Consider the following 12,268-nt stretch of genomic DNA (forward strand, 5'->3'; position numbering starts at 1 on the left):
GAGGCAGAGCAGGAGCAGTAGGTTTTGAACGCACCCCAGCAGGCTAGCCCCCCGCAGTTATCGGGCTACCAGCACGTTCGGGTCTTGGGTAAAGGCGGGTTTGCGTACGTTTTTCTCTACGAACAAGATTTTCCCCGAGCCGAGGTGGCAATTAAGGTTCTGAATACCAAGCTTGCCGAAGCAAAAATGCGGGCCATGTTCCTCTCCGAAGCCAACCTGATGTCTCAGCTCAAGAGCCACCCGTCAGTGCTCACGGTGCACGCCGCAAGCATCGCACCCGACGGGCGCCCCTACCTGGTCATGGAGTACTGCCCCGCGTCACTGGGGAGCCGCTACAAACAGCAGCCCCTCACGGTGTCAGAGGTATTGCAGACGGGTATTCGAATCGGAGGAGCCTTAGAGACCGCACACCGCATCGGGTTCCTACACCGAGATATTAAGCCCTCAAATATTCTGGTTACCCAATATGGGCATCCCGTGCTGGCCGATTTTGGAATTGCCGCCACCATTGCAGCGGCCACCAACGATGGGGCTGAGGGCATGTCGGTGCCGTGGTCGGCACCGGAAGTTCTTAGGGGAACAACCGCGGGGACCGTAACAAGCGAGGTCTACGCGCTGGCCGCAACGCTCTTTACCCTTCTTCTGGGGCGCTCTCCCTACGAACTTCCCGATGATAGCAAGTACAAGAACCGGCGTGAGCGGGTTCGAGCGCGAATCGTGGGGCGGGATCGGGTCCAACCGCTGGGTCGCCGTGATGTTCCTCCCGATCTTGAAGCGCTATTGGTGACGGCCATGAGTAAGAACCCAACCCAGCGCCCCCAGAGCATGATTAGCTTTGTGTATAAGCTGCAGGAGATAGAGGCGCAGCTGGGATTTCCCCCGACCCCTATCGAGGTGGCGGATGACGTGCGGGTGCAGCAACGACGGCACGTCCTGACCGAGGATTTGTCTGACGATGTTCTTCCCACGCGGGTGGCGCTACGGGGTGAGCAACAACGATACCGTCACCACGGAGACCCCGGGGCCGCAGCGGCAAACGCCGATGTGAGCCTGACGGTTATCGACTCCGCCAGGATCCGGGCACCGCACGAAGCGAGCCTGCAACGCACCCGCAAAAGGCGCATGCTGCTCGGAGGATTGATCGGTGGTGGGGCTGTTCTCCTGACGGTTCTGGGTATTATTACCCTGGCGCTGGGTAGCAACTCGGATATCCCCGTTGTGAGCGGTATCACAACGGAGACCCATAACGGGGTTGTCGTTTTTAACTGGGATGCTCCCGGAGATGAGTCAGATCTTCGCTACCTGGTGCGTACCACAGGCGGTGACACCAGCAATCAGAGTGGCACTCAGTATCGAGCTACCGCTCAATCCGATGGGGAGCCGGTGTGTATTACGGTTACGGTGATTCGTGACGGTACTCCGGGCGTAACCAGCCCTGAGACCTGCGCTTCCGCGGAGGTGGGGCGGTGATTGTTTTCTGGATAAAGAAGCATCTCGGAGCTGTGATCAGCGGCCTGGCGGCAGTGCTAGTCCTTGTCCTGGTGGTTACCATCGCCATTGCCTCAAGCGGGTACACAACGCAGCGGGTTGATCTTGGTGATGCCAGCACCTGGGTCGTGAACGACGGTGAGCAGGCGGTTGGAAGGCTCAACACGCAGATATCCGCTCTCGATACGGCACAGCGCAGTGAGCGCCAGAACCTCACCGTGGTTCAGGGGGATGAGCTTGTGCTTCTCCACGCGGTCTCGCAGAGGGAGCTCAGTATCGTAGACGAGTCACTCGCATCTGTGGAGGAGGGTATTCAACTACCCTCCGATGCCTCCGAGGTTCTTCTGGCGGGGGATACCACCGTGATTCACTCGGCGCCGAGCGGACGGGTGTGGTTTGTGCCCAATCGCGCGCTCTCCAATTTTAACGCTGAGAGCGATGCCGATCTTGTTCTCGGCAGCAACTCTGCGGTGGCTGTCGATAGTACCGGACGCTTTGTGGGCTTCTCGGCCAGCAGTGAGATGCTGGAGCGCGACGTGCGTGGGGGCGGAAATGCCTCGCAGAGCACCCAGCTGAGTCTCGGTGGCGAGGAAGACTCTTACGCCGCGGCGGTGGTGTCCGGTCGCCCGGTTGTTCTGAACCTCAGCACGGGAAGCCTCAGCATTGACGGGCGTGCAGGCATTCAGGTCGATATCGCCGAGAATCCCGTGCTGATGAGCTCAAGCACCGCCTCCTCTGAGGTCTATATCTCTGATTCTCGAGGACTGTTGCGGGTGGGGCTCAACGGGGGTGGGGAAGAAAGAGTCTTCACTACCCCGGGTAATGTTGCGCAGCCGTCAGCCGCCCCCGCCGTTGTAGGAGAGTGTGTTCTTGCCGCCTGGCCCACGGGAGTGGCCTGGCGCTCCTGCGGGGGCAGCGAAGGAGAATCCCTGAATCTGGCGGATATGGACGCGGACGCCCGCCTCACTGTCGCTGTGCGGGCCAGCTACGCGGTGCTCAACGATGAGGTGAGTGGTCGTTCCTGGATGATCCAGGACTCGGGTCAGCTCGTGGACAACTGGGACAAGATTCTTGAGGAACTCGAGGAGGATCAGAAGCAACAGGAAAACGACCCCAGCATCCCTCCCGAAATTGATCCGGTGCAGCAACCGCCCGTTGCAAACGACGATGTTTTTGGGGCTCGCCCGGGTCGCGCAACCCCCCTGCCCGTCCTGTTGAACGACTACGACCCCAATGGCGATGTGATAGTAATCACTGAGACCGCGAACTTCCCCGAAAATATGGGCAGCATATCCATTATTGAAAACGGACAGAAGCTTCAGGTAACACTGGCCTCGGATGCGGCGGGAACGTTTGAGTTTCAATACACCATAACCGATGGCCACGGCGGACAGGATTCCGCAACCGTCACGGTTGAGGTTCGCGGGCCGCAGGAGAAAAATGCCCCTGTTCAGGCTCGGCCCACCGGTGATATTGTGGCTGCGGGAGGTCAGTTTGAGCGTGACGTTCTTGCGGATTGGTACCATCCCGATGGCGACCCCCTCTTCCTCGCGGACGCTGTGGCGGCAGATCCGGATGTGGTGACCTACTCAGCGCAGGGCACCGTCTACTATAAAGACTCCGGCTCGGGGGGCTCACAGAAGACGGTGGGCCTTGCGGTTTCTGACGGCACTCTCACAACACACGGAAACCTCAGCGTTGAGGTGGTCGCTGGTGCAGTGCCGATAGTGGCGGAGACCGTTGCCGCGGTGGGTAACGTGGGGCAGGAGGCAATTGCATACCCCCTGGAGTCGGTGCGCGGGGGTAACGGCGAGGTTCGGCTGACGGGGATTCCCGAAGACAACCTCGCGCGCGCGCAGCTCCGGGTCAACACCGACACGGGTGAGGTGGGGCTGACCGCGGATCAGCCGGGCTCCTACAACCTGGAGTATCGGGTGAGTGACGGGACGAGCAGTGCCGCCGGGAAATTGCGCTTTGAGATCACAGGTCCTCCCAATAACGACCTGCCCCCGGTGACGGTTCCCAGCTCGGTCTTTCTCTACCTGAACCAGACGGAGACGGTTGATGTCCTGGCCTCTAACTATGATCCCGCGGGAGGCGTACTACTCCTTTCTGAGGCCCATAACCCTCTTGAGAATCAGGGTCTTATCGTTGAGATCCTGAACCACGGGGTGCTCAGGGTTTCCCTGACGGAGCCCCTCGAGAACGGAAGTGTAGAGTTTAGCTACAGCGTCACAAACGGGCACCTTTCCTCTCGCGGCACGGTAACCGTTCTTCAGGTGGATCCTCCGGCAAAGGAGAAACCGCCCGTCGCAACCCCAGACCAGGCTAGAGTTCGGGTGGGGGAGGTCGTCGATATACCGGTTCTTGAGAACGACCTGCACCCGGATAACCTGCCTCTCACGCTAAGTCCCGATCTGGCGAGCAGCCTCCCGGAGAGCGAGGGACTACTCTTTGCCTCGGGGAGTATTTTGCGCTACCTTGCGCCGGATACACCCGGCGAATACACCGCATCCTATGTTGTTGAGAGTCCCGGTGGGGAGATCGCTTCGGCACCCGTCAATATCTCCGTGCGAGAAGCTGACGCGGAGAATAACAGCGCTCCCACACCCAGGACCGTGACCTCGAGAGTGGTCCAGGGCGGCACCGTGCGTATACCAATTCCCCTCACGGGTATTGACGCGGATGGCGACACCGTTGTTCTGAGCGGGGTAGAGTCGGCCCCGCGGCAGGGAATCGTGACTAGTACCGGAAAAGACTACATCGAGTATGAGGCGGGAGCGCGAAGCCTCGGAACCGATACTTTTTATTACTCGGTGACCGATAGCCTCGGTGCGGTAGGTACCGGGCAGATCCGGGTGGGAATTATGGAGACCTCGGGAGTGGCAGCCAACCCGATTGCACGAACCGACGTTGTTGCCGCCAGGCCAGACTCCACCCTCATCGTCAAACCGCTGGAGAACGATTCCGACCCCGACGGCGGGCAGCTTCGCATTGTTGCGGTGGAGGAAAAACAAGAGCTTCCCGCTGCCTTTGATGATGAGACCGTCACCCTGACAACACCCTCACAGGAGGGGGTCTATAGTGTTTTATATACCGTGCAGAATGAGTCGGGTGGGCAGAGTTCGGCGTGGATTCAGGTTGCGGTTCAGCGAGACGCCCCGCCGGCTCGACCGGTTGTTGACGACACCGTTCTCACTCTCACCGATATTACTGACGGCGGCGAAAAGATCTCGGTCGACGTGTGGGAAAACGTCTTTTACGCGGAGGGAACGGAGCGGGATCTTGACCTTTCGCTCGTGCCGGGTTGGGAGAGCGGCGCTGAGGTCAAAAATACGCGGAACCTTGAGGTTACCGTTGCCGAGCACAATCAGATCATCCCGTTTCGGATCAGCGTCGCGGACAGCCCCGAGATCGCAAGTCACGGATTTATCTGGGTTCCTGGAACCGCGATGGCGGTTCCAGAACGGCGCACAAACGCCCCCGAACTTACCGTTGCCAGCGGTGAGAGGCTCAGCATTAACATTAACGAACAGATTATCGCGGCCGAGAACAAGAGGGTAAGAATCACGGACCCCTCCACGGTGAAGGCTACCAACGGTAACGGGGCAAACCTGGCGCAGAATGAAACCAGCATCGACTTTGTTTCGGCACCGGACTATTGGGGGCCCGCGTCTGTCACTCTTGAGGTAACAGACGCTCCCGCGGGCTCTAACGAGGGTAAACGGGCAACCATTGTTCTTCCCATCACGGTGACGCCCACAAGCAATCAACCTCCCACGATTCGGGGTGCGGCCTTTACCCTTGAGCCTGCGCTTGAGCGCACGGTCGATCTGAGTAATCTGACCAGCTACCCCCACCCCGAGGACGAGGACCGCTTGGTCTGGTCCCAGCCGCAGCCGGTGAGTAACGGTGCCACCGCATCAATTCGCGGGGATCAGCTCACCGTTCGGGTCAACAACGACACCCCCGTGGGGACAATTATTAGCGTACCCATTGGTGTTCGAGACGATACCAGCGAGGTCGCTACCGCGAACGTGCAGGTTACGGTGGTGAGCTCTACCAAGCCCAAGATCCAAGCGTTGCCCGATACAGTTGAGCTTACCCGCGGAAGCAGCCGCACGGTGGATGTGCTCGCAAACGACGTGGGTCCGGAAGAGCTGAGACCCTTTACCGTGGTGGGGGTTGAGGTTGTTGGTACTGCTCGGGGGGTTACCGCAACCCCCAGTGCCGATCGCCGCACGATCACGATCAGTGCAACCGCGGATGCAGACATCACCACCAATCTGCAATTGAACTATCGGGTGCAAGACTCTACGGGACAGCCCGATCGGGTTGTAACCGGAACCGTTACGGCGATTGTTATCGATGCGCCGGATGCTCCCGGTGCTCCGAACCTCACGAGCTCCTCCTCGTTTCAAAACGACGGGCGGCTGCGTTTTAGCTTTACCGCCCCCAATTCCAACGGCAAACCCATCGAGAACTATATTTTGCGCAGCACCGACGGGAGTGTTGAGGTCAACTGCGGTCGTGATAGTTCAAGCTGTGTGGTCACAGACGGCCAGGCCCGGGCCGGGGTCAGCTATCAATTCACGGCAATCGCGGTAAATTCGGTCGGTCGGTCGGAGCCGAGCGCGCCGGGCACTTCCGTGATGATCGACTATGTTCCGGAGGCCCCCACCGGAATCAGCGCGACGGTTCCCGAGGCCAATAGCGAGTTTGCGCCGACCAATCAGGGGCTACTCAACGTTCAGTGGTCCCCGGGCGCGGCCAACAGGGGCAACCCGGCCTCCTCGTTTCGGGTAACGGTTCTTGACCGGACGGGCGGAACCGTGTGGGAGCGCGTGGTTCCCGCCTCGGGGTCGGGTGCGCACGGTGTCACCACGGATCGACTCCCCTACGGTCAGTACTCGATCAGAGTGGAGTCGCGTAACAACATCGACAGTGCAAAATACGGTGCGGTATCGTGGCGGTCCAGTACCCAGTCGGGATTTGAGACCAGACAGGCCCCCTCGGCGCCTGAAATCGTAACCTCCGTGTCCACCGACACAGTAACCGCAAACTGGAGTGTGGCGGCACCGGGTGGCTCAGCCATCCGCTCCGCCGTGGCCTGGTCGCCGGTTGACGGTGCTCCCGCCACACCGAGCTGTGCCGCCGCCAGAAACGGCGGCACGCAGACGCGAAGCGATCAGCGGGTCACAGCCAACGGCGTCTACACGGTGAGCGTTGTGGTGTGGAACGGGTGGGCCTGCAGCACCCACAGCGCGAGCGTGCAATACGTGAGCGTTCCCGGGAAGGCGGGGGTTCCCGGGGTAAACATTGTGCGCGAGGGAGACCAGGGCATCCCCCAGATCTCGCTACCCAGCGTCCCGGGTGCCCAGAGTTTTGTATACCAGGTCAACAACAACCCCTACCAGCTTGTGCCGCCCGACGGGCGAATCACCGGCTACGACCCGCACCGAGCAAACACCGTGCGGGTGCAGGCCTGTGGAGCTGCGGGCGGGGGTTATTGCGGACCGCCCAGCGATGCGTCGGCATCCTTTGCCCCCTATAATCTTGCGATCCGCTGGGAAAGTAACCCTGCCTTATGTCGGGTTGGGAGCGGCACCGTCACACCCGCGTTGCACGCGGCCGGAACTAATCTCCAATATGGGTACGCAACCTCGATCGGCGGACCCTGGGTCGGCGATTGGGTCTGGGGTACTCCCGTGCCCTCAAATGCCGCGCAGATTCTTGCGCGGGCAACCTTCACCTTTGGCGGTGCAACGGTAGAGACCCTTACCCCCTTGAGAACAGAGGCGTGCGCGCCCGTTACCCGGATAATGTTGCGTCCCGGCGCAGCGATTATCAGCCAATAGCCACCCATCACCCACTCACAAGGAGCACCCCGTTGTCCATGACACCCGAACAGGCCACCCGGTTTGCGGAGATCTTTAACCGAGTCACGCAGAACGTTGAGTCGGCTCTGCTGGGAAAAACACGCGTCATCCAGCTTGCGCTCACCGCGTTACTGAGTGAGGGTCACCTGCTGCTAGAAGATTTTCCGGGAACGGGAAAAACCTCGCTCGCCCGGGCCATTGCGCAGAGCGTTCGTGGGGTCAGTAGCCGCATCCAGTTCACCCCCGACCTTCTTCCCGGAGACGTCACGGGCATGAGTATCTATGACCAGCGGCAGGGCGAATTTGTGTTTCATCAGGGTCCCGTTTTTGCCAATATCGTTCTTGCCGATGAGATAAACCGGGCCAGCCCCAAAACCCAATCCGCTCTGCTCGAGGTCATGGAAGAGAGCCGCGTGACGGTTGACGGACGTACCCACACGGTGGGTCGTCCCTTCATGGTTATTGCAACCCAAAACCCCGTTGAGCAGGCGGGAACGTATCGGTTACCGGAAGCTCAGCTGGATCGTTTTATCATGAAGACAACCCTCGGGTACCCGGACCACCGTGCAACGCTCGCGATTCTTGAGGGTGCGGGCACCCGGTCGCACGATAGCGTTATACCCAGCGTGATCACCAGTGAAAACGTTGTGGAGCTTGCGGCACTTGCACAGACGGTGCACGTTGAACCCACCGTGCTCGACTACATTGCCCGACTGGTTGAGGCAACACGTTCCGCCCCGGAGGTTCGCCTGGGGGTGAGCGTTAGAGGGGCCCTCGCCCTGGTTCGCACCTCAAAAACGTGGGCTGCTGTGCACGGGCGTTCCTACGTGCTCCCGGACGATGTTAAGGCGCTCGCGGGTGTGGTACTCACCCACCGCCTGGTTTTGGATCCCGAGGCCGAATTTGACGGGGTTACCCCCGATAGCGTTATCGCCCAGTTACTGATGGACGTGAAACCACCCGTTGAACGTGGAACCGACGCGTGAGCGTGCGTCGGTCGGCGCACCGCAGTGATTATCAAAAACCCACCAAGGCGGACGCATCATCACTCTCCCGGCATTCTTCTCTCCGGGAGAATACCCTGGCGACCCGCGCACACGACGATGGTGCCCTAACAGCGCGGGCAGACACCGGACTGGGTCTCAGCACCGCTCGCGCCCGGGCTCGCGAGGCGGGTGTGGTTGGACAACTGCTTTTTACTCTGGGACGCCTGCGAATGGTGGCCTCGCTCGCGATCACGCGCGGGGTGTCCTGGCTCAGAGCAACCGTTACGGGGGTGGGGTGGGCGCTGCTTGCCATCGTCCCGCTCGGGCTGATAAGCGGCTATGCCTGGGGATGGGTGGAGGTGCTGTTTCTCGGATACGCCGCCGCCGCGCTGTGGTTGATAGCTCTACTCTTTCTGCTTGCCCGCGGTGTTTATCGGGTGGAGCTGGTCATGACGAGCGAGCGTGTGGTTGTGGGTGAGGTGGCCTCGGGCACCGCGACCATTACCAATCCCACCGGACGTCGTCTTTTTCCCGAGATGCTGGAGATTCCCGTGGGGGAGAGGCTTGCCGAATTTAACCTGCCCAGCCTGGCCTCGGGGGCAAATTTTCGTGGCGAATTCAGCATTCCTACGCTGCAACGCGGAGTGATTACGGTGGGTCCCGCTCGGTCGGTGCGCACGGATCCGCTCCTGCTTCTGCGACGTGAACTCGTGTGGACCGGTGGTTTGACACTCTTTGTGCACCCGGTCACGGTTGCGATTCCCAGCACAAGCACGGGCCTGGTCCGTGACCTGGAGGGAAATCCCACTCGGGACCTCACCACCAGCGACATCTCCTTTCATGCCCTGCGCGAGTACGTTCCCGGTGATGATCGCCGTCATATCCATTGGAAGAGCACAGCTCGCACGGGAGCGCTTATGGTGCGTCAATACGAACAGACTCGGCGCAGTCAACTGCTGATTCAGCTGAGTACGGCAAGCTCCGACTACCACACCGAGGAGGAGTTTGAACTCGCTGTCAGTGTGGTGGGGTCGCTGGGAATTCGGGCCATCCGTGATGCGAGAGACCTCGCAGTAACGGTTGGTGATGAGCTCTCGGAGTACGCACCCCGCCCCGCCCCCAGTGTGACTCGCTTGAGGGTCACGAGTCCTTCGCGACTACTGGATGATCTCTCCGGGGTGTCCCACAGCGAGCGCTCGATTCCGCTCATTCCTCTGAGCACGGTCTCGGCGTCTGCCGTCACCGCGATTTCCGTGGCGTTTATGGTGTGCGGGTCGATACCGACCGCGGCACAGATCCGTGCGGCCTCCCTCGCCTTTCCTGTCGACACCGAGGTGGTTGTGGTGGTGTGTAACCCGGGTATTGTGCCGAGTGTGCGCCGGGTAAGCGGTCTCACGGTGCTCACCGTCGGGTATCTGGACGACCTAGCCCGGTCGCTGGGAAAGTTAGCCGCATCATGAGGCGCACTACTCGTAGGCCTCTGACCCGAGACGTTCTTGGTAACGGTGCTTTTTTTGCGCTCACCATGGCGGTGGCCATTGGTTCTCTGTGGCCGATCTACCAGCACCCGCGGATGCTGGTTACGCTCGGGCTGGCACTTATCGCCGGGTCGATCGTGGCGATAATAGGCGCGCTTGCCCGGGTAAGAGCCTGGCTGATAGTTGTCATTACGCTTCTGCTCTACGTTCTCCTGGGGGCCGGAGTGGCGGTTCCTCACTATTCCATCTGGGGTTTCATACCGAGCCTCCGGGGCGCTCACGAGCTGCTCCTGGCTACCGTGCTGGGGTGGAAACGTTTGCTCACGATTGACGCACCGGTTGGTCAATACGAGGCTCTCCTCGTACCACCGTTTGTGCTTGTGCTGTTGGGAACCGTCATTGGGCTTAGCGTAATGCTACGCTCGTCCCTGCTACAGGCAGCGGGTATCATCGCGCCGATCACGGTTTTTCTTTTTGGCATCGTCTACGGTGTGGCTCATGTGCGCTCCCCGATACCCGGACTCCTCCCCGAGCAATGGCTCATGATTCAGGGATTTTGTGGGCTTGCGCTGGCTGTTGTGTGGATGCTGTGGCGGGCGAGACGACGGCGTTCACGTATCACCGCTCTGGCCTCCTCTCGGGACGGAGCCCCCACCGTTTCTGCTCAGGGCGTGTGGCCGCGCATTCGACCCGCTCTCGCAGCTGTCATTGTGTTGGTGATTGGTGGCGGTGTTGCGGCCGGGGCGGTGAGCGTGACTGCCCCGTCGTCGCCCCGCGATGTTCTCCGAGATAGCGTTCAGAGGCCCTTTGATCCGCGCGATTATGCCAGTCCCCTCTCCGGGTTTCGTGATTATCTGAGCGACGAAAAAATCTCCGAGACCATGTTTACCGTTGACGGATTCCCGGCGGGAGAGCGCATTCGCATCGCCACCCTTGACACGTACGACGGCGTTCTCTATCGCGTGGGATCCCCGGACAGCCCCAGTAAAACGAGTGACTTTACCCGGGTGCCGTTTCGGATTGACCAGAGCGCTCGCGGTGGAGAATCGACGGAGGTCGCCGTGGGTATCGAGGCCTACACGGGGGTGTGGGTGCCAACCACCGGTTGGCTTGAGTCAATTAGTTTTGCAGGCACCAGAGCCTCACAATTGAGTAATTCGTTTTTTTATAATGCCGCGGGAGGAACCGCCGCCGTCACCACGGGTTTGCGCGGGGGCGATAGCTACACGCTTCGAGCGGTGCTCACTGAACAGCCTTCGGTGGCTGAGCTTGCTGGTCTTACCCCGGGAACAGACTCGGTGCCGGACACCGTAGAGATGCCCCCCGTTATTGGTTCTACACTGAGGCAGTGGGCCGGTGACACCGTGCGGGGTGATACCGTACCGCCGGGTGAAAAGCTTGTATCTGCGATTGAGAAGCTCGGTGAGGGGTACATTAGCCACGGTGCTGAGGGGGAACCGTATAGTCGTTCGGGTCACGGGCTTGATCGGATTATCCAGTTTTTGGAATCCCCGATACTGCTCGGCGATGCCGAGCAGTATGCCGTGACATTGTCGCTGCTTGCTCAGGAGATGGGATACCCCGCCCGGGTGATCTTTGGTTTTGTTCCGGAGGAAGGAAGCCGGACCGTTAGGGGGGAGAATGTTTCTGCCTGGACCGAAATTAACACTCGTGAGCGAGGATGGGTCACGGTTGATCCTACTCCCGAGTGGCGTGAGGTGCCCGAGGAGTCCCCTCAGGAGCCCGAGAGGGTGTCCAACCCGTTGAGCGTTCCCCCGCCACCACCTCCCGAAACCGATGACACCGTGGTGCCGTATCGTCCTGAGGGGGAAGATCGGGAGCAGGACGGCGGTATGCCTACGTGGTTGGTAGTGTTCCTTGCGGTGCTTCTGATACTCGGTTGGGTTCTTCTCGTGTTGCTGGTGATCGCTTTGCCCTTTGCTCTCATTCTGTGGGCCAAACGTCGCCGCAGGCTTGCCCGTGAGCGGGCTTCCGATCCCCTGGCACGGATGACCGGGGCTTGGCGCGAGGCAGTTGACATTGCCGTGGATCACGGTGAACCGCGCCCCGGCTCCCTCACCCGTCTCGAGTATGCAAATGCCCTGGGTAATAATCGTGTTCGCGAGCTTGCACGAGCGGTCGATCGGGCGGTGTTTAACGCCTCCGTGGTTGACCCAGAGGCGGTGGAGGACTCGTGGTCTGCGGTGCGTTTGTTGCGTCACAACTGGGATAATAAGCTGACACGCAGGCAGCGCCTTGCCTCGCTTTTTTCGCTCCGCTCTTTTGGGCTGGGACGGCGGGTGCAACATCCCAAGACGGGGGATGCGTCGAAGACGGTGATGGGGGCGGGCGAAGCTGAGCCTGATTCCGACACTCTCACCTCCACAGGGTGAGCTGCCTCGGCGGTTCGATCGCGGCATAAGACCCGGAAGTATCG

5 protein-coding genes are annotated in these 12,268 nt (G+C 60.5%); all 5 read left to right on the top strand.

What is annotated here, in order from left to right:
* Positions 1–24 precede the first annotated feature (24 nt).
* Genes FrondiHNR_RS03450 through FrondiHNR_RS03470 form a run of 5 tightly spaced genes read left to right on the top strand, consistent with a single transcriptional unit; the run spans position 25 to position 12,224 of the window.
* Entirely contained in the window at positions 25–1,470 is a 1,446-nt protein-coding gene (locus tag FrondiHNR_RS03450) for a serine/threonine-protein kinase (protein ID WP_279353858.1), read from the top strand.
* Complete coding sequence (locus FrondiHNR_RS03455) at positions 1,467–7,346, top strand: Ig-like domain-containing protein (RefSeq protein WP_279353859.1); 5,880 nt, start codon at positions 1,467–1,469, stop codon at positions 7,344–7,346. The genes FrondiHNR_RS03450 and FrondiHNR_RS03455 overlap by 4 nt, the downstream gene beginning before the upstream one ends.
* 32 nt (positions 7,347–7,378) lie before the next feature.
* Positions 7,379–8,353: a MoxR family ATPase gene (locus FrondiHNR_RS03460; RefSeq protein ID WP_279353860.1), complete on the top strand. Its 975-nt coding sequence runs from the start codon at positions 7,379–7,381 to the stop codon at positions 8,351–8,353.
* On the top strand, positions 8,350–9,813 hold the full coding sequence (locus tag FrondiHNR_RS03465) for a DUF58 domain-containing protein (protein ID WP_279353861.1): 1,464 nt from the start codon (positions 8,350–8,352) through the stop codon (positions 9,811–9,813). The genes FrondiHNR_RS03460 and FrondiHNR_RS03465 overlap by 4 nt, the downstream gene beginning before the upstream one ends.
* Complete coding sequence (locus FrondiHNR_RS03470; protein WP_279353862.1) at positions 9,810–12,224, top strand: transglutaminase domain-containing protein; 2,415 nt, start codon at positions 9,810–9,812, stop codon at positions 12,222–12,224. The genes FrondiHNR_RS03465 and FrondiHNR_RS03470 overlap by 4 nt, the downstream gene beginning before the upstream one ends.
* Positions 12,225–12,268: the final 44 nt, after the last annotated feature.

The organism is Lysinibacter sp. HNR (assembly GCF_029760935.1).
Taxonomy (GTDB): Bacteria; Actinomycetota; Actinomycetes; order Actinomycetales; family Microbacteriaceae; genus HNR.

What these genes read in the sequence shown, in the direction of transcription:
- FrondiHNR_RS03470 (WP_279353862.1), top strand. Translation starts at nt 9,810, where the DNA reads ATGAGGCGCACTACTCGTAGGCCTCTGACCCGAGACGTTCTTGGTAAC.